Origin of the sequence: Brucella pseudogrignonensis, from assembly GCF_031454375.1 — a bacterium.
Classification (GTDB): Bacteria; Pseudomonadota; Alphaproteobacteria; order Rhizobiales; family Rhizobiaceae; genus Brucella; species Brucella pseudogrignonensis_A.
This window is the reverse complement of the sequence record NZ_JAVDQT010000003.1, coordinates 246,526-263,420: the sequence shown is the minus strand read 5'-3', so window position 1 is coordinate 263,420 and position 16,895 is coordinate 246,526. Positions and strand designations below refer to the sequence as shown.

Below are 16,895 nucleotides of genomic sequence, written 5' to 3'. Positions count from 1 at the left end.
AGACGCTTTTGCGCGGCATCTCCAAACAAGGACTAGATATGTTCAACACACACAAAGTTGAAATCGAATGGGGCGGCCGTCCGCTGACACTCGAAACCGGCAAGATCGCACGTCAGGCTGACGGTGCAGTTCTCGCAACCTATGGTGAAACCGTCGTTCTGGCGACTGTCGTTTCTGCCAAGGAACCAAAGCCAGGTCAGGATTTCTTCCCGCTGACCGTAAACTATCAGGAAAAGACTTACGCTGCCGGTAAGATTCCAGGCGGTTTCTTCAAGCGTGAAGGTCGTCCAAGCGAAAACGAAACACTCGTTTCGCGTCTGATCGATCGTCCGATCCGCCCGCTTTTCGTTGATGGCTATAAGAACGACACACAGGTTGTTCTGACCGTCATTCAGCATGATCTCGAAAACAACCCGGACATTCTGTCGATGGTTGCAGCATCGGCTGCGCTGACCATTTCGGGCGTTCCATTCATGGGCCCAATCGGTGGCGCACGCGTTGGTTACATCAACGGCGAATACGTGCTGAACCCAAATATCGACGAAATGCCAGAATCGAAGCTCGATCTGGTTGTTGCCGGTACCGCTGATGCCGTTCTGATGGTTGAATCAGAAGCACAGGAACTGTCCGAAGAAGTTATGCTCGGCGCCGTTGTTTACGGTCAGAAGGCATTCCAGCCAGTGATCGACGCGATCATCAAGCTCGCTGAAGTTGCTGCCAAGGAACCACGCGACTTCCAGCCGGAAGACCTGTCGGACATCGAAGCGAAGATGCTCGCAGTTGTCGAAAACGACCTGCGCGACGCTTACAAGATCACCGAAAAGCAGGCTCGTTACGTCGCTGTTGATGCAGCGAAAGCCAAGGCTAAGGCGCATTTCTTCCCAGAAGGCGTTGAAGAGCCAGAATTCTCGGCTGAAAAGTTTGCAACCGTATTCAAGCATTTGCAGGCTAAGATCGTTCGCTGGAACATTCTCGACACTGGCAACCGTATTGACGGTCGCGATCTGTCGACGGTTCGTGCAATCGTTTCTGAAGTTGGCCTTCTGCCACGCACCCACGGTTCGGCTCTGTTTACCCGCGGCGAAACGCAGGCAATCGTTGTTGCCACGCTCGGCACCGGCGAAGACGAACAGATGATCGATTCCTTGACCGGTACGTACAAAGAATCCTTCATGCTGCACTACAACTTCCCGCCATATTCGGTTGGTGAAACCGGTCGTATGGGTTCGCCAGGTCGTCGTGAAGTTGGTCATGGTAAGCTCGCATGGCGCGCGATCCATCCAATGCTGCCTGCTGCTGAGCAGTTCCCTTACACGATCCGTACTGTTTCCGAGATCACGGAATCCAACGGTTCGTCGTCGATGGCGACTGTATGCGGCACATCGCTGGCTCTGATGGATGCGGGCGTTCCGATCATCCGTCCAGTAGCTGGTATTGCTATGGGCCTCATCAAGGAAGGCGAACGTTTCGCAGTTCTTTCCGACATTCTCGGTGATGAAGATCATCTCGGCGATATGGATTTCAAGGTTGCCGGTACTGAAAACGGTATCACAGCGCTTCAGATGGACATCAAGATCGACGGTATCACCGAAGAGATCATGAAGGTTGCTCTGGAACAGGCTAAGGGCGGTCGCGTTCACATTCTCGGCGAAATGAGCAAGGCTCTTTCGACCTCGCGTGAAGAACTCGGCGAATTTGCTCCACGCATTGAAGTCATGAACATCCCAACCGACAAGATCCGTGATGTTATCGGTTCGGGCGGTAAGGTTATCCGTGAAATCGTCGAAAAGACCGGCGCGAAGATCAACATCGAAGACGATGGTACGGTCAAGATCGCTTCGTCGAACGGCAAGGAAATCGAAGCCGCTAAGAAGTGGATTCACTCGATTGTTGCTGAGCCAGAAGTTGGCGAAATCTATGAAGGTACAGTTGTTAAGGCTGCTGACTTCGGCGCATTCGTAAACTTCTTCGGTCCACGTGATGGTCTGGTTCACATTTCGCAGTTGGCTTCCGACCGCGTTGCCAAGACCACTGACGTGGTTAAGGAAGGCCAGAAAGTCTGGGTCAAGCTCATGGGCTTTGATGAGCGCGGCAAGGTTCGCCTGTCGATGAAGGTTGTCGATCAGGAAACCGGCAAAGAAATCGTTGCTGAAAAGAAGGCAGAAGCAGACGCTGAATAAGCGTTGAAGCTGTTATAAATTATCGAAAGCGCGCCTCAGAGCTAATTTGGGGCGCGCTTTTTTGTTGCACGTGAATCAATTCAAGACCATGGATGAGCCATGATGACACCAGCACAACAAACACTCTTTCTCCCCTTCTATCAGGACATTCTGGATATGCCTGAAGAAGGCCAGACCTTCCTTGCTTGCGGCTTGTCTGCCGATCGTCATCTTGAGGATGAATGGAAGCAGGCGCTGACTTTTTTGCAGCCATGGCGTCCTGATTGGCTGGCTCTCAATAAAGAAGGCTTTAAGGCAATCCCCCAGTTAGGGGCAGAGCTTGACGAGGAGAGCCGTTTCTCTGGCGGGCTGCTTCTGCTCGGAAAACATCGCGGACGCAATGAGGTGTGGTTTGCGGAGCTTTTGGCGCGTGTTGAGCCGGGCGGCTGGATCGTTGTTTCAGGTGACAAGAAGCTTGGCGTCGATAGTTTCCGCAAATGGGTCGGCAATATCGCGGAAATCAGCGATCGCCTGTCCAAGAATCATGCGGTGGCTTTCTGGCTGCAACGCCCCGCAGACCTGACGACACACTTCATCAATGCTTTGAAGCCGCTTGCAAGCGATATTGACGATGTGTTTCGCACAGAGCCCGGCATGTTCTCGCATGGTGCAATTGATAAGGGCTCGGCGCTACTGGTGCCACATATGGAAAAGATCGTGTTCGGTCAGGTTGCCGATCTTGGCGCTGGCTGGGGCTATCTTGCAGCGCAGAGCCTTAAATATGCTGATCGTCTTAAGGGTATAGATCTCTTTGAGGCCGATTACGAAGCACTGGAGGCCGCCCGCGGTAATCTGGAGCGGCTTGGCGCATCTGTACCGATTTCGTTTAACTGGTTCGATGTGACGAGTGAGAAACTCACCGGGATTTACGACACGGTGATTATGAATCCGCCGTTTCACGAGGGACGGGCAACCGAAGTGTCGCTCGGTCAAACCTTTATCGCCGCCGCCGCTTCACGGCTTAAGACCGGTGGACGTCTGCTGATGGTTGCCAACCGTCAATTGCCTTACGAGGCGACACTTAAAAGCTTGTTCAAGAACGTGACTGTTCTTGAGGAAGCGAATGGCTTTAAAATATTCGATGCTAAGAAGTGAAACAAGAAAAGCCGCCCCGAAAGGCGGCTTTTTTTTAATGAGCGTATAAGGCTTATTCGCCGCGTGTGTCAGCTGAACTTTTCAGTTCTTCCAGTGTCGGCATCGAAAGGATGTTGTAGCCCGAATCCACATAATGGATTTCGCCCGTCACACCGCTCGACAAATCCGACAGCAGATAAACAGCCGATTTGCCAACATCATCGATATCGACAGTGCGACGCAGCGGTGAATTGCGGCGCTGATAGCTGAAGATCGCGCGCGCATCGCCAATACCAGCACCGGCAAGGGTGCGCACCGGACCAGCGGAGATCGCGTTAACACGGATACCCTGCGGGCCGTAATCGGCAGCGAGATAACGAACCATGGCTTCAAGAGCAGCCTTGGCAACGCCCATGACATTGTAGTTCGGGATCGTGCGCGTGGAACCGCCATAGGTCAGCGTCAGGATCGAGCCGCCGTCCTTCATAAGCTTTTCTGCGCGCTGTGCCATTTCCGTGAAGGAGTAGGCGGAAATCACCATGGTGCGGCTGAAATTATCGCGCGTGGTGACGTCTGCGTAACGTCCCTTCAGCTCTGTTTTGTCCGAGAAACCGATGGCGTGAACGATGAAATCGAGCTTTCCCCATTTCTTCTCGATTTCAGCAAAAACAGCATCGACCGATGCGATGTCTTCAACATCACAAGGCAGCACCATGTCCGAACCGACCTGTTCGGCCAGTGGCTTAACGCGTTTGCCAAGTGCATCGCCCTGATAGGTGAATGCGAGTTCGGCACCCTGTGCTGCGAGTTGCTTAGAAATTCCCCAGGCGAGTGAGTGGTTATTCGCGACCCCCATAATGAGGCCGCGTTTGCCTTGCATCAAACCTTGCATATTGTCCCTCTCCGTCAGCCCTGATAGCACTGGAACACCAGCGTTGCATTGGTGCCGCCAAATCCAAACGAGTTGGAAAGCACTGTATTGAGCTGAGCATTGTCGATGCGCTTGCGAACGATAGGCATGTCCGCGAAGGCAGGATCCAGTTCTTCGATATGAGCGCTTTCGCAGATGAAGTTATTCTGCATCATCAAAAGCGAATAGATAGCTTCCTGAACGCCAGTTGCACCGAGCGAGTGGCCGGTCAGCGACTTGGTTGCCGCAATCGGCGGGCAGGCATCGCCTGAACCAAATACCTGACGGATCGCTTCGATTTCAGGAGCGTCGCCAGCAGGTGTCGAGGTTGCATGCGGATTGATGTAATCAACCTTGCCCTTGACGGTCGAGAGCGCCATTTTCATGCAGCGGACCGCGCCTTCACCCGATGGAGCGACCATGTCGTAGCCATCCGATGTTGCACCATAGCCAACGATTTCGCCGTAAATCTTCGCACCGCGCGCAAGTGCGGTTTCGAGGTCTTCCAGCACGAGAACGCCTGCACCACCAGCAATAACAAAACCATCGCGGTTTTTGTCATAAGCGCGCGAAGCGGTTGAAGGTGTGTCGTTATATTTGGATGACATGGCACCCATCGCGTCGAACAGCACCGAAAGCGTCCAGTCGAGGTCTTCACAGCCACCGGCGAAAACGCGGTCCTGCTTGCCATACTGGATCATTTCATAGGCATTGCCGATACAATGGTTCGATGTCGCACAAGCTGACGAGATCGAATAATTCACGCCCTTGATCTTGAAGAAGGTCGCAAGTGTCGCTGATGCGGTCGAGCTCATGGCCTTTGGCACAGCAAAAGGACCAACGCGCTTCGGGCCTTTTTCACGGGTGATGTCGGCAGAATCGACAATCGTGCGTGTTGAAGGACCGCCCGAACCCATGATGATGCCAGTACGATCGTTGGAGACTTCCTCTTCCGAAAGACCCGCATCGGCAATGGCCTGATCCATGGCGACATGATTCCATGCCGTACCACGACCATGAAAACGCATGGCGCGGCGGTCTACGAGCGCCTCGACATCGATCTTTGGAATGCCGTGCACCTGGCAACGAAAACCGAGTTCGCCATATTCTTCAGCACGGGAAATGCCGGATCTGGCTTCACGCAAAGAGGTCGTGACCTCTTCAGTGTTGTTTCCAATCGAGGATACAATCCCCATACCCGTTACGACCACACGCCGCATCGCGTTCTCCTTTACACCTGTTCCGTGTGATCAACCCGTATGAGTTGACCCTTGTTCCCGGTTACATAGGTGCGATCTTCGCATGTTTTGAGCGCGACTGCATGAAAACTCGTGATTTTCTGCGTCCGCGCCCGTGAATGATGGTTGAATTAAGCGCTGTCGCCGTCTTTGGACAGGCCGACGCGCAGGTCGCTTGCCTTATAGATGGTCTCGCCATCGGCCTTGAGCCAGCCATCGGCTGTGCCAAGAACAAGGCGGCCACGCATGACGCGCTTGAAGTCGATACCGTATTGCAGAAGCTTGGTATGCGGGCGAACCATGCCCTTGAACTTCACTTCGCCGGTCGAAAGCGCCATACCGCGACCCGGCTCACCGAGCCAGCCAAGGAAAAAGCCTGTCAGCTGCCACATGCCGTCGAGGCCAAGGCAGCCCGGCATGATTGGATTGCCCTGAAAATGGCATGGGAAATACCAGTCGTCGGGGCTGACATCATATTCAGCACGGATATAGCCCTTGTCGAACTCTCCGCCAGTTTCGGAAATTTCGGTGATGCGGTGCACCATCAGCATTGGCGGCAGGGGGAGCTGTGCATTGCCGGGACCGAACAACTCGCCACGTGCGCAGCTGAGGAGCTCTTCATACCCGTAGCTCGATTTCTGTTCTGCCATTACGCCTCCCTTGAGGGTTATTCTTGTGACGGCTCCTGCGTTTGAGGAGCGATCGCGTTTCATCAATTCGGGAACACCTCTATCATAGAGTGTTTCCATCAGTAAAATAGTGCGCGAGGTTTTCCAAAAAAAGGCGGAATTACCAAGCCTATTGATACTTAATTCGCAACGGCATATATCAATGTCAGTAGGCAATGGGCAACAGCCCGTTTAATCTTTGACGAAATTGCTACAAGCTTGTGACGGATCCAAGGGTGAATATGCAGAATTATCATGCCAGCCACTCGATGGTTTCAATGGAAGAACGCCTTCGCAGCGCGGGTTTGCGCCCGACGCGCCAGCGTGTTTCGCTTGCCAGCCTGATCTATGCGCAGGGTGATCGCCATCTTTCCGCTGAAGACCTTCATGAAGAAGCAGTCCTCGCGAATGTTCCCGTATCGCTTGCGACTGTTTACAACACGCTGCACCAGTTTACCGAAGCCGGTATGCTGCGCATCATCGCGGTAGAAGGTTCGAAAACCTATTTCGATACCAATATCTCCGATCACCAGCATTTTTTCCTCGAAGGTGAAAATGTCGTGTTCGATATTCCGCATGGCGAGCGCGGCCAGCCAACGGTTTCCAACATGCCGGAAGCACCAGAAGGCATGGAAATCGTCAATGTGGACATTATCGTCCGCCTTCGTCGTAAAACACGATAAGTTATTTGGTAAAAGTTTCTAAGAAGGCGGCCTTTTGGGGCCGCTTTTTTGTTGCGCATCTTAGCCTAAAGTGATTCACCCAAAGCATTCCTTTTAACTGGCGCATCTCATCTCGGACCTCCCAACCCCGCATGAATGCGTCGATAACCATTTGACTGGAGACGCCCATGCGCAAGTTGATCATTGCCGCTACCGCTTTTGCCCTGTTCTCAACAGCAAGCGCTTTTGCTGAGAAAATTCGCATTGGTGTAACGCCCGGACCGCATGCGCAGATCATGGAGAAGGTCAAGGAAGTCGCCGCGACTAAAGGAATGGAAATCGATATTCAGGAATTTTCTGATTATGTGATTCCAAACATGGCGCTGGCCGACAAGGCGCTTGAGGCCAATTCCTTCCAGCATCAGCCTTATCTCGACAATCAGGTTGCAGATCGCGGCTTTCCGATTGAAACAGTAGCGCCAACGGTCAACTTTCCGATGGGCCTCTATTCAAGTAAACTGAAAAACATTTCGGAACTGGCAGATGGTGCAACCATCGCGATCCCGAACGATCCAACGAACGGTGGTCGTGCGCTTCTGGTTCTTGCGGATAATGGTCTCATCAAGCTCGATACTTCCAAGGGCCTGAAGGTTACAACAATTGATGTAACGGAAAACCCGAAGAACCTGAAATTTGTGGAGCTGGATGCTGCGCAATTGCCGCGCTCGCTTGAAGATGTCGATGCTGCGGTCATCAATACGAATTACGCACTGGAAGCAGGCCTTGATCCGGCTGCTGGCGCATTAATCCGCGAAGGCGAAAAGGCACCTTATGTCAATGTGTTGGTCGTGCGTACTGAAGATAAGGATGCTGATTGGGTGAAGACGCTGGTCAGCAGCTATCACAGCCCGGAAGTGAAACAATTTATCGCTGATACATTCAAAGGCTCGGTCATTCCGGCCTGGTGACAATTCTTATTGAAATTGTTTTGGTGGCGGGTCGAGCAATCGCCCCGCTTTGCTATTAAGCTTTTAGCTGCATTTGAATATTGGCAAACGGAAGTCCGTTATCATCTTCCGTGCGGCAACTGACTTCTTGAAAGCCCAAGTGCGTGTAGAAGCGACATGCTTGTTTGTTATCGGCATAAACCTCTAAGGAGAGTTCGCCTTTGAGGTTGAGAGCATGTTCAATCAGGCTGCATCCGATTCCCTGTCCCTGTGTGCTTGGATCCACGAAAAGCCCGCCGATGAAACAGTCGAGCAGGCCAATGAAGCCGACAGGTTTGTCATTCAGAATAGCAACCCAGGTCTCGGCTTTATCGAGATAAACGTCTTCAATGAGCTTTTGCTGTTTGCTTAGCAGGTCGCTTCCCAAAAACGCATGTGCTTCTAGCGAGGCACGATACCATATAGAGGATAGGGTCTGCTTGTCCGCAGCCTGATAGGCGCGGATTGTAATACTCATGTTTTGCATGATGATTCCAGAGTTTTATATGCACAAAAATCCCACCCAACTGGCGGGGTCCAAATCCGTTAAAACGGCAGCAATGAACTTCTGCGCATAAAACTCCTTCGTATCTTGTCCGACAAAAATACTGCCAACAATAGACAGGCGTCAAGCTGTAGTCTTTGATCAATCAGTCGAAAACTTCATCTGGATAAACACCCCAGAGGTCCGACTGCCTGATCCAGCCACGTGTGCCCTGAATATCCATCCGGCACCATTGGCCATTGCATTCACGTGCGGTGCCGACGACATTTGGTTCAACTTCGGCTGACAGGCCAGATGTTTCGCTAGGATCACGACGCATGGTAATCATCGCACCTTGATCGTTTTTAAGCCATGGAGCCGTGATTGCGGTCCGCTTGCCCGATAGAAGCGATTGGTAGACCCAACCCTCTGTGCCATCGGCATCGCGGATACGGCGCCAGTTATCATATTCCTGAATGATCTCTACAGGCAGGCCGGCTTTCATAAACAGCCACGACACAGCGTAATCACGTCCTGGTCCGACACGCAGATTTACACGCGCTGGCTTAAGGCTGACAAAGCGCGGGACAGGTAGGCCACTTGCACCCACAGGCGTGCCGGATTGCGCCTGTGCATTTGCGCCGTGTTTGTGCGATGCCAACAATGGCGCACCAACCAGCAGCAGAGCGATGCCGCAAAGCGTTGCGATAAAAAAGCGTTGCGAAAGTACCCGGTACAATTCTGACCTCTCGCCGTCCTGTCATGTGGGGCAATTTCAGGACTGGGGGAGGTGCGTCTGAAACTGCGGAATGAATAAATTGTGCGGTTGCCCGCATTTGATGCCGCTCTCGCGGTTCTGTTTTTCTTTGTCTTTGCAGCGCCACCTTGCTAGAGATGAGCAACTGAAGCAAAATCACATATTGCACCTTCTTGGTTAAGGAGGTCTCAACGTGTGAAACGGCAGGGCAGGTTTCCTGAGAAATCTGTAAGCCTTTTACCGCTGGCTTTGCTCAAAAAATGGGGTGGAGATGTCGAACAAGAAAAAACCACTGGTGGTACTGACCCGGAAACTGCCCGACCCGGTGGAAACCCGAATGCGGGAACTGTTCGACACACGCCTGAATATTGATGACCATCGCATGTCGCAGCCTGAAATTATCGCTGCGATGAAAGAAGCCGATGTTCTGGTGCCCTGCATCACTGATGTGATCGATGCGGCAGCCATTGAGCAGGCTGGCCCCAATCTCAAGCTGATCGCAAATTTTGGCAATGGTGTTGATAATATTGATGTTGCCGCCGCTGCAAAGCGCGGAATCACCGTCACCAACACCGCCAATGTGCTGACTGAAGATACCGCCGATATGACGCTGGCGCTTTTGCTGATGGTGCCGCGCCGTCTGGTAGAGGGTGCGAATGTACTCAATGAGCGCGATGGCGAGTGGCCGGGCTGGTCGCCGACATGGATGCTTGGACGCCGCATCTGGGGGAAGCGCCTCGGTATCGTTGGCATGGGCCGAATCGGCACTGCGGTTGCACGCCGTGCCAAGGCATTTGGCCTTTCGATCCATTATCACAACCGCAAGCGCGTTAATGCGCAGGTTGAGGAAGAGCTGGAAGCGACCTATTGGGACAGCCTCGATCAGATGCTGGCGCGGATGGACATCATTTCGGTCAATTGCCCGTCAACGCCGGCAACCTTTCACCTTCTCTCAGCGCGGCGCATCGCGCTGATGCAGCCAACCGCTTATCTGGTGAATACATCGCGCGGTCAGATCATCGATGAAAATGCGTTGGTCGATCTGATCGAACAGGGTAAGATCGCCGGTGCCGGGCTTGATGTGTTCGAGAATGAACCCGCTGCCAATCCGCGCCTGTTGTCGCTGGCCGAAAAGGGCAAGGTTGTGCTTCTGCCGCATATGGGATCAGCCACGATTGAAGGCCGTGTCGATATGGGCGACAAGGTCATCATCAATATCAGAGCGTTTTTTGATGGGCACCGTCCGCCTGATCGCGTGTTGCCGAACAGAATTTAATTACTTGCTGGCGCTTTTTGGATCGCTCTGCTCGTCGCCAGCAATGAATTTCAGGACCGCATGCGCGTAAAGCCTGGGATTCTCAGCCGGAACACCATGGCCCGAATCGGGCAAAATGATCAGGCTCGCACCCGGAATATGATGCGCCATAAATTCGGTATGTTCGCGCGTGATTGCCGTGTCGCGATCACCAATTACGATTGCTGTGCGCACATTTATCTTTGACAGATCATCTGCGCTGTAATTCGGCTCATTTGCCCAAAGCGCATGGATTTCCTTATCGATGCTCTCATAGTGGCGCAGCTCAGGCACAGGCTTGCCTTCAGCGCGCGCCAGCGCATAGCCGGTCGAGCCTTCCGGCGACACATTGGCCGCCTGCGCAAACACACTTTTCAGCCTATCTGGATAACGCATCGCCATGATGAGGCCGATAATGCCGCCATCGCTCCAGCCGACAAGATCAACCTTGTCGATCTTGAGATAATCGAGCAGCGCTACATAATCGTCGGCCATGAGTTCATAGGTGAGTGGCTCGGTGGTCCGGGTTGAGCGGCCCTGTCCGCGACTGTCAGCAACAATGACTGTGTGATGTTGCGCGAGAATCGGCAGCTGCGCATCCCAGACGTGCTGGTCTGACAGGCCGCCATGAATAAGCAGAATCGGCGATCCTTTTCCCACGACGCGGTAATACATCTCGATGCCGTTAACGCTGGCAAAACTCGCTGGCGAAGCGGTGATGGTCATGCGGGCGATTCTTTCAAAGGAGACAGCAGAAGGGAAAAAGGCTGTGAGGCCGAGTACCAGCCCTGCAATCCATAATGTCCCTTTGCTCTTCATCGTCTCACGCTTATGGCCTTCTGATGAGCGTCGGCAGATCGTAGAGATAAGCAATGCGTTTGATCGCATCCTTCAGCGGTTCAAGCGTTACAGTCATCGTGTGACCGCTGGCATGAAGAAGCATGTCTGGCGATTGGCAGATCGCGACATGGCCTTTCCAGAAAACGAGATCGCCGCGCTTGAGATTGGAATAATCGGCGTCCGGCTCGATGACGTCACCGAGCGAATTTTCCTGCATATCCGAATCGCGCAGAACAGATCTGCCCGAAACCCACATCGAAAGTTGCACCAGACCAGAGCAATCGATGCCAAAGCCCGATGTGCCACCCCAGAGATAAGGCGTGTGCAGAAGCGTTTCGGCAACCGCTACGAAGTCATTTGCATGTTGGCCCAAAGGCGCCAGATGCTTTGCGATCAGCGCTTCGCCGCCTTCAAGCAGTGCATATTCGGTGCCTCGCTTTTCCGACGAACCAACGATTCGCACTCGTGAACCGAGCGACAGCGCATGAGTGTGCGGAAAACGCAGATCATTGCCGGGATAGACGAATGTGCGTGGCACAATCACCATATGCGTCGGCTCGCCAACAGGCTTTGTCAGCGAAGCCGCTGAGACGTAGCCAGTATAGCCGTCGCGCTCAGCCTGCACCCAGCACCAGCCGTCCTGCTCTTCAAAAACGCGTACCATGTCGCCAAAGATGATCTGTGTTTGCGGTCCGCTGTCGGTGCGTGGCTCTGCACGCAGATCGACCACAGAATCAGAAACCTGCATCAGCGTGCCTGCGGTAAAGCGGCTCGCTTCCACCTGACCATTCAGCCGCTCATCGGCGAGATCGGGGCGGTAGGCGTTGAGGCGACGATCGAGCATGCTCACAATGGTAACTCCCGGGCATTGGCAATCACGAGATCACCCAGTCTTTCGACATAAAGTGCACCCGTGACCGTTCTCTTTACTAGCACATTTCTGCGATCTTTTTCATCACGATGCCGGGAGACGAGATCGAGCGTTCCCATCGTGTCGAGTGCACGCGTAATCACCGGCTTGGTGACATCAAGCTTGGCTGCAAGCCCCCGCACCGTATGCGGCGGCGGCTCGAGATAAACGGTGAGAAGAATGGCGGCCTGCCGCGTTGTGAGGTCAGGCATTTCATCCTGCACCTGTGCCAGTGACAGCGTTCTCAGCAATGTCAGTGCCTGCAAAGGCTTCAGTTCAACGGGCATATTTTACGCAACGCTTAATATCGTTTCGGTTCCGTATCATTCAACGCCGTTTTCGCTTTGCAGGCAAGCGATTTCATTTTGCGGGATATTTTTGCTTGAGAAGCGCATAAACCGCACGAATGGCCTGTGCTTCGCCGCCAACCGGCGAGGCAGGCTTTTCAACCGGTACCCAGCCGAAAATATCGAAATGCGCCCAGCCTTTTGCCTTCTCGACAAAGCGGCTCAGGAACAATGCAGCCGTCACCGAGCCAGCAAAGCCATCGGTGGTGACATTGTTGATGTCTGCCACGCGTGATGAAAGTTTTTGCGCATAAGGCTGCCAGAGTGGCATCCGCCACAGTGGATCGGCGGCCTCAAGGGCTTTCTCCGCAATGTTTTCTGCAAGCGCATCATCATGTGTGTAGAAAGGCGGCAGATCAGGGCCGAGCGCCACACGCGCAGCCCCTGTCAGCGTTGCCATATCGATGATGAGTTCCGGTTCTTCTTCATCGGCCAGCGCCAGCGCATCGGCCAAAACCAGACGGCCTTCGGCATCGGTATTGCCGATTTCAACGGTTAATCCCCTGCGACTTTGCAGTACGTCGCTTGGGCGGAAAGCATTGCCAGCGATAGAGTTTTCGACCGCAGGGATTAGAACGCGCAGACGAATGGGTAGTTTGGCATCCATAATGATGGAGGCAAGACCCAGCACATTGGCAGCGCCGCCCATGTCTTTTTTCATGGTGAGCATGCCGCTCGCAGGCTTGATGTCGAGACCGCCGGTATCAAAGCACACACCTTTGCCAACGAGCGTTATTTTCGGATCGCTGTCCTTACCCCATGTGAGATCGATAAGGCGCGGCGCAATGCTGCCAGCACGGCCAACCGCGTGGATCATCGGGAAATTCTGCTCAAGAAGCGCTTCACCTTCAACGGTGCTGACTACCGCACCATTTTTCGTTGCAAGATCGCGTGCGGCCTGTTCCAACGCATCCGGCCCCATATCATTGGTCGGCGTGTTGATCAGATCGCGTGCCAATGTCACGGCATCAGCTATGCGGTTGATTTCAGCCGCATCCACACCGTCCGGCACGGCCAGACGGATGAGCTTGTCGCTGCCTTTACGGTAACGCGTAAAATTATAGCCGCCCATCAGAAAGGCGAGGGTTACCAGTTCTGCATGATCTGGCGTGCCTTCAATATGCCAGTCGCCTTCGGGAAGGCTGCGTGCAAGCTTTCCGGCGAGCAGCTGTGACTGCCCGCTCTGTTCCGCATCACCTGTGCCAAACAGTGCACCGGCAATCGCGCCGTCTTGACCGGGTAGAACCAGAACACGACCGGCCTCGCCATTAAAATCATTCGCGTTTGCCCAGGCTGCCGAATCCGGCGCAAGCCCCGCCTGATCAACGGCATTTTTCGAGATGAACCAGACAGGGCGGCTATCGGCTGACTTCGCGGTAATGATTTCAACGGTCATGACATTCCTCGGCGATTAGAATTTCTGGCTTAATCAATAAACAAATAGCCACCCGGCGTGAACCGGGTGGCTATTCAAATCTCTATGAAGTGAAACAACTCAGTTGCGTTCAGTCATCTGAATCTGTGCCGCTTTGTAATCAAAAGCAGAAGCGGGCTTTCCGGCAAACAGTGCCATGCCACTAATGACAGCAATAACGGCAAGCGCACCGATGAGTGTGCATTCGATCATCGCTGCACCCGATCTGTTTTTGATAAAGCGCGTCATCAAAGTCGGCATGTTACTTACCCTGAACTGAAGTCTCGTTGGGTTTCCTTTTAGTGCCTGCCAATTGTGATGAGTTTAAGAAACAAGGAAAATAAAACGTTAATATAGGTTAGATGCGACTTGGATGTGGTTTGGGTTAACGGATGGCAAATGCCGCTAACCGGCATTATATCATTGCAACAGCTTGTTTCTTTTCCTGCCCGAAAGATGAAAAATGCCCGAATTACCCGAGGTTGAAACAGTTCGCCGTGGTTTGCAGCCTTTTATGGAAGGTTCAAAAATCGAGCATGTCGAGCAGAACAGGCCTGATTTACGCTTTCCTTTTCCTGATCAATTTGTCGAGCGTCTTACAGGACGCAATATTGATGCATTGGGTAGGCGCGCGAAATATCTGACCATGCATATTGATGACGGGCTTTCCGTGATCAGTCATCTGGGCATGTCCGGCTCGTTTCGGATTGAGGCGGATGATGCGGAAGACGTACCGGGAGACTTTCATCATGAGCGCTCCAAACTCACCAAACATGACCATGTGGTTTTTCATTTAAAGCGCGCAAATGGTTCGACTGCGCGCATCATCTATAATGATCCGCGACGGTTCGGTTTCATGCTCTTTGCAGAAGATGGCGCTCTGAATGACCATCCTTTTCTTAAAGGTCTGGGCGTTGAGCCGACCGGCAACAGCCTTTCAGGCGAATTGCTTGGCACACTCTTTGAAGGCCGTAAGACACCTTTGAAAGCAGCGTTGCTTGATCAGCGGCTGATTGCCGGGCTTGGCAATATCTATGTCTGCGAGGCGTTGTGGCGCTCGCGTCTGTCACCAATGCGTGCCGCAGGCTCTATTGCTAAGGATGCAAAGCTTCTTGATCGACTGGCGGAGGATATCCGCACGGTGATTGCCGAGGCGATTGCCGCGGGCGGCTCAAGCCTTAAAGATTATATTCAGGCCGATGGTGCGCTTGGCTATTTTCAGCACTCATTCTCCGTCTATGGGCGGGAGGCGCAGCCATGTCGTGCGCCCGGCTGCAAAAATAATATTGAGCGTGCAGTACAGTCGGGGCGCTCAACGTTTTTCTGCGCTTCGTGCCAAAGTTAACTGTCAGCTGACCTTGTTAAATTGAAACGGCTGGTCCAGCTTGAACCCAGAATATGAACTGATCTTGGAGGAGAGACTTTCTCATGGCTTATGAAACGATCGTTGTGGAAACACGCGGCGGTGTCGGACTTGTTCGGCTTAATCGGCCGCAGGCGCTCAATGCGTTAAACAGCACCGTTCTTAAAGAGCTGACTGAGGCGCTTGCTGCTTTCGACAGCGATGGCAAAATAGGTGCGATTGTTCTCACAGGTTCTGAGAAAGCCTTTGCTGCTGGTGCAGACATTAAGGAAATGCAGCCGATCAACTTTGTTGATGCCTATTTGCAGGACATGTTTGCCGACTGGCGCAAGGTAGATCGCACCCGCAAGCCAATCATTGCAGCTGTTTCCGGCTATGCGCTGGGTGGTGGTTGTGAACTTGCCATGATGTGCGATTTCATTATTGCGGCAACCAACGCGAAATTCGGCCAGCCGGAAATTACACTGGGCGTTATGCCTGGCATGGGCGGCTCGCAGAGGCTCACCCGCTATGTCGGCAAGTCCAAGGCCATGGATATGTGCCTGACAGGCCGCATGATGGATGCACAAGAAGCCGAGCGTTGCGGTCTGGTCTCACGGCTTGTTGCGCCTGAAGAGCTCATCGAGGAAGCGCTGAAAGCTGCCGAGCGCATTGCGTCTTTCTCGCAGCCTTCAGTGCAGATGGTCAAGGAATCGGTCAACCGTGCTTATGAGACGACGCTGGATGAGGGCTTGCGTTTTGAACGCCGTCTGTTTCATTCGCTTTTTGCGACCGAAGACCAGAAGGAAGGCATGTCCGCATTTATCGACAAACGGACGCCGTCTTTCAAGAATCGCTGATGTGATGACCGCGAGAGGCTATAAATGAAGCACTCTCGCTTGCTTGGGCGTCATAATTTGAGCCAGAAGGCCGCATATCCGGCCTTTTGAAAGGGGTTGAGATCAGAATCCTCGTTGACGTGCAGGCAAAGCTGATCTATAAGCCCGCCACGGATCGGCGGCCCTAGGCATTATGGCTGCCCTAGAGGTTTTTGTGCCTGACGGTTATTGACCGTGGGCTGCTGACAGAAAAAGAGAGGCATTTATGGCCAATACTCCTTCGGCGAAGAAGGCAGTGCGCAAGATCGCTGCCCGCACCGAAATCAACAAATCGCGTCGTTCGCGCGTTCGCACATTCCTCCGCAAGGTTGAAGATGCGCTCCTGAGCGGCAACAAGGAAGCAGCAACGGTTGCTTTCAAGGCTGCTGAGCCAGAACTGATGCGCGCTGCTTCAAAGGGCGTAGTTCACAAGAATACTGCTGCTCGTAAGGTTTCGCGCCTTGCTGCACGCGTTAAGGCTCTGAACGCCTAATATAATCTAAATTGAGATTAGATTTTGGAAACCCGGCTCATTGTTAGCCGGGTTTTCTTTTTTAGAGCTTTTACAAAGAAACTTAACGACGGATTTTCAGAACATAATTCTTTAGTAATTTTGCATTTGATGAATGAAACCCTCCATGTTTCATTCAATAGAGAATCGAATTTCCCTTATTTTTTCAAAAGCTTGCAAATTATTGTCCACACTTATCCACAGGCCCCGGAAAGGACTCGGAAGGGGTGATGAGTCAAGAAGATTTTTAAAAATTATTTTCCCGGAGAACATATCGTGTTCATCTAAAAAATAGCCAATCGAAACGCATTGAATCCAAAGGTGTTATTTCCTCAGTGCCCGATTCTCAGTCTTCGCCTCG

At 52.9% G+C, this 16,895-nt stretch carries 18 protein-coding genes; 8 read left to right on the top strand and 10 right to left on the bottom strand.

The annotated features are described in order from the left end of the window. Positions 1-38 precede the first annotated feature (38 nt). Together pnp and J2782_RS12065 are read left to right on the top strand one after the other, a co-directional pair. Entirely contained in the window at positions 39-2,180 is a 2,142-nt protein-coding gene (gene pnp, locus J2782_RS12070) for a polyribonucleotide nucleotidyltransferase (RefSeq protein WP_250039355.1), read from the top strand. A gap of 99 nt (positions 2,181-2,279) precedes the next feature. Then, positions 2,280-3,314 carry a class I SAM-dependent methyltransferase gene (locus J2782_RS12065; protein WP_310012811.1) on the top strand — a complete coding sequence of 345 codons (1,035 nt, stop codon included), beginning with the start codon at positions 2,280-2,282 and terminating at the stop codon, positions 3,312-3,314. Positions 3,315-3,366: 52 nt separating this feature from the next. Here J2782_RS12065 and fabI read toward each other — a convergent pair whose 3' ends face one another. The 3 genes from fabI to fabA form a co-directional block, all read right to left on the bottom strand. After that, entirely contained in the window at positions 3,367-4,185 is an 819-nt protein-coding gene (fabI, locus tag J2782_RS12060; protein WP_250039353.1) for an enoyl-ACP reductase FabI, read from the bottom strand. 14 nt (positions 4,186-4,199) lie between these two features. Further along, on the bottom strand, positions 4,200-5,423 hold the full coding sequence (gene fabB, locus J2782_RS12055; RefSeq protein ID WP_310012809.1) for a beta-ketoacyl-ACP synthase I: 1,224 nt from the start codon (positions 5,421-5,423) through the stop codon (positions 4,200-4,202). A gap of 149 nt (positions 5,424-5,572) precedes the next feature. Continuing rightward, positions 5,573-6,091 (bottom strand): 3-hydroxyacyl-[acyl-carrier-protein] dehydratase FabA, encoded by a 519-nt coding sequence (gene fabA / locus J2782_RS12050; protein ID WP_024898331.1) that lies wholly within the window; start codon positions 6,089-6,091, stop codon positions 5,573-5,575. A 260-nt stretch (positions 6,092-6,351) separates the two neighbouring features. Here fabA and irrA point away from each other — a divergent pair, with 260 nt between their 5' ends. Beyond that, entirely contained in the window at positions 6,352-6,792 is a 441-nt protein-coding gene (gene irrA, locus J2782_RS12045; RefSeq protein WP_140904767.1) for an iron response transcriptional regulator IrrA, read from the top strand. Between the two features lie 167 nt (positions 6,793-6,959). Then, a complete protein-coding gene (locus J2782_RS12040) occupies positions 6,960-7,739 on the top strand; it encodes a MetQ/NlpA family ABC transporter substrate-binding protein (protein ID WP_250039351.1) in 780 nt (259 codons plus the stop codon). A 55-nt stretch (positions 7,740-7,794) separates the two neighbouring features. Here J2782_RS12040 and J2782_RS12035 read toward each other — a convergent pair whose 3' ends face one another. Together J2782_RS12035 and J2782_RS12030 are read right to left on the bottom strand one after the other, a co-directional pair. Further along, positions 7,795-8,244 (bottom strand): GNAT family N-acetyltransferase, encoded by a 450-nt coding sequence (locus J2782_RS12035; protein ID WP_310012802.1) that lies wholly within the window; start codon positions 8,242-8,244, stop codon positions 7,795-7,797. Positions 8,245-8,407: 163 nt separating this feature from the next. Next, on the bottom strand, positions 8,408-8,980 hold the full coding sequence (locus J2782_RS12030) for an SH3 domain-containing protein (RefSeq protein WP_310012797.1): 573 nt from the start codon (positions 8,978-8,980) through the stop codon (positions 8,408-8,410). Positions 8,981-9,269: 289 nt separating this feature from the next. Between J2782_RS12030 and J2782_RS12025 the strand changes: the two genes are divergently transcribed. Continuing rightward, positions 9,270-10,274 carry a 2-hydroxyacid dehydrogenase gene (locus J2782_RS12025; protein ID WP_250039348.1) on the top strand — a complete coding sequence of 335 codons (1,005 nt, stop codon included), beginning with the start codon at positions 9,270-9,272 and terminating at the stop codon, positions 10,272-10,274. Here the strand turns inward: J2782_RS12025 and J2782_RS12020 are convergent, their stop codons facing one another. The 5 genes from J2782_RS12020 to J2782_RS12000 form a co-directional block, all read right to left on the bottom strand. Continuing rightward, the gene (locus tag J2782_RS12020; RefSeq protein ID WP_310012792.1) at positions 10,275-11,111 is read right to left on the bottom strand and encodes an alpha/beta fold hydrolase; all 837 of its coding nucleotides are present in this window, start codon (positions 11,109-11,111) and stop codon (positions 10,275-10,277) included. A 10-nt stretch (positions 11,112-11,121) separates the two neighbouring features. Next, positions 11,122-11,976 (bottom strand): C40 family peptidase, encoded by an 855-nt coding sequence (locus tag J2782_RS12015; protein ID WP_310013337.1) that lies wholly within the window; start codon positions 11,974-11,976, stop codon positions 11,122-11,124. A 2-nt stretch (positions 11,977-11,978) separates the two neighbouring features. Further along, positions 11,979-12,329, bottom strand: a complete 351-nt coding sequence (locus J2782_RS12010; RefSeq protein ID WP_310012791.1) for a MarR family winged helix-turn-helix transcriptional regulator — start codon at positions 12,327-12,329, stop codon at positions 11,979-11,981. 73 nt (positions 12,330-12,402) lie between these two features. Beyond that, positions 12,403-13,785: a leucyl aminopeptidase family protein gene (locus J2782_RS12005; RefSeq protein WP_310012789.1), complete on the bottom strand. Its 1,383-nt coding sequence runs from the start codon at positions 13,783-13,785 to the stop codon at positions 12,403-12,405. Positions 13,786-13,884: 99 nt separating this feature from the next. Beyond that, positions 13,885-14,064 (bottom strand): Flp family type IVb pilin, encoded by a 180-nt coding sequence (locus J2782_RS12000; RefSeq protein ID WP_250039344.1) that lies wholly within the window; start codon positions 14,062-14,064, stop codon positions 13,885-13,887. A 202-nt stretch (positions 14,065-14,266) separates the two neighbouring features. Here J2782_RS12000 and mutM point away from each other — a divergent pair, with 202 nt between their 5' ends. From mutM to rpsT, 3 genes are all read left to right on the top strand, one after another. Beyond that, on the top strand, positions 14,267-15,148 hold the full coding sequence (mutM, locus tag J2782_RS11995; protein ID WP_310012785.1) for a bifunctional DNA-formamidopyrimidine glycosylase/DNA-(apurinic or apyrimidinic site) lyase: 882 nt from the start codon (positions 14,267-14,269) through the stop codon (positions 15,146-15,148). An 83-nt stretch (positions 15,149-15,231) separates the two neighbouring features. Then, positions 15,232-16,005, top strand: coding sequence for an enoyl-CoA hydratase (locus J2782_RS11990; RefSeq protein WP_310012782.1), 774 nt, complete (start codon positions 15,232-15,234; stop codon positions 16,003-16,005). Positions 16,006-16,249: 244 nt separating this feature from the next. After that, a complete protein-coding gene (gene rpsT / locus J2782_RS11985; protein ID WP_187543721.1) occupies positions 16,250-16,516 on the top strand; it encodes a 30S ribosomal protein S20 in 267 nt (88 codons plus the stop codon). Positions 16,517-16,895: the final 379 nt, after the last annotated feature.

Excerpts from the sequence above, each read along its gene's own strand:
- pnp (WP_250039355.1), top strand. The coding sequence starts at position 39 with ATGTTCAACACACACAAAGTTGAAATCGAATGGGGCGGCCGTCCGCTG.
- J2782_RS12065 (WP_310012811.1), top strand. The coding sequence starts at position 2,280 with ATGATGACACCAGCACAACAAACACTCTTTCTCCCCTTCTATCAGGAC.
- fabI (WP_250039353.1), bottom strand. The coding sequence starts at position 4,185 with ATGCAAGGTTTGATGCAAGGCAAACGCGGCCTCATTATGGGGGTCGCG.
- fabB (WP_310012809.1), bottom strand. The coding sequence starts at position 5,423 with ATGCGGCGTGTGGTCGTAACGGGTATGGGGATTGTATCCTCGATTGGA.
- fabA (WP_024898331.1), bottom strand. The coding sequence starts at position 6,091 with ATGGCAGAACAGAAATCGAGCTACGGGTATGAAGAGCTCCTCAGCTGC.
- irrA (WP_140904767.1), top strand. The coding sequence starts at position 6,352 with ATGCAGAATTATCATGCCAGCCACTCGATGGTTTCAATGGAAGAACGC.
- J2782_RS12040 (WP_250039351.1), top strand. The coding sequence starts at position 6,960 with ATGCGCAAGTTGATCATTGCCGCTACCGCTTTTGCCCTGTTCTCAACA.
- J2782_RS12035 (WP_310012802.1), bottom strand. The coding sequence starts at position 8,244 with ATGCAAAACATGAGTATTACAATCCGCGCCTATCAGGCTGCGGACAAG.
- J2782_RS12025 (WP_250039348.1), top strand. The coding sequence starts at position 9,270 with ATGTCGAACAAGAAAAAACCACTGGTGGTACTGACCCGGAAACTGCCC.
- J2782_RS12020 (WP_310012792.1), bottom strand. The coding sequence starts at position 11,111 with ATGAAGAGCAAAGGGACATTATGGATTGCAGGGCTGGTACTCGGCCTC.
- J2782_RS12015 (WP_310013337.1), bottom strand. The coding sequence starts at position 11,976 with ATGCTCGATCGTCGCCTCAACGCCTACCGCCCCGATCTCGCCGATGAG.
- J2782_RS12010 (WP_310012791.1), bottom strand. The coding sequence starts at position 12,329 with ATGCCCGTTGAACTGAAGCCTTTGCAGGCACTGACATTGCTGAGAACG.
- J2782_RS12005 (WP_310012789.1), bottom strand. The coding sequence starts at position 13,785 with ATGACCGTTGAAATCATTACCGCGAAGTCAGCCGATAGCCGCCCTGTC.
- J2782_RS12000 (WP_250039344.1), bottom strand. The coding sequence starts at position 14,064 with ATGCCGACTTTGATGACGCGCTTTATCAAAAACAGATCGGGTGCAGCG.
- mutM (WP_310012785.1), top strand. The coding sequence starts at position 14,267 with ATGCCCGAATTACCCGAGGTTGAAACAGTTCGCCGTGGTTTGCAGCCT.
- J2782_RS11990 (WP_310012782.1), top strand. The coding sequence starts at position 15,232 with ATGGCTTATGAAACGATCGTTGTGGAAACACGCGGCGGTGTCGGACTT.
- rpsT (WP_187543721.1), top strand. The coding sequence starts at position 16,250 with ATGGCCAATACTCCTTCGGCGAAGAAGGCAGTGCGCAAGATCGCTGCC.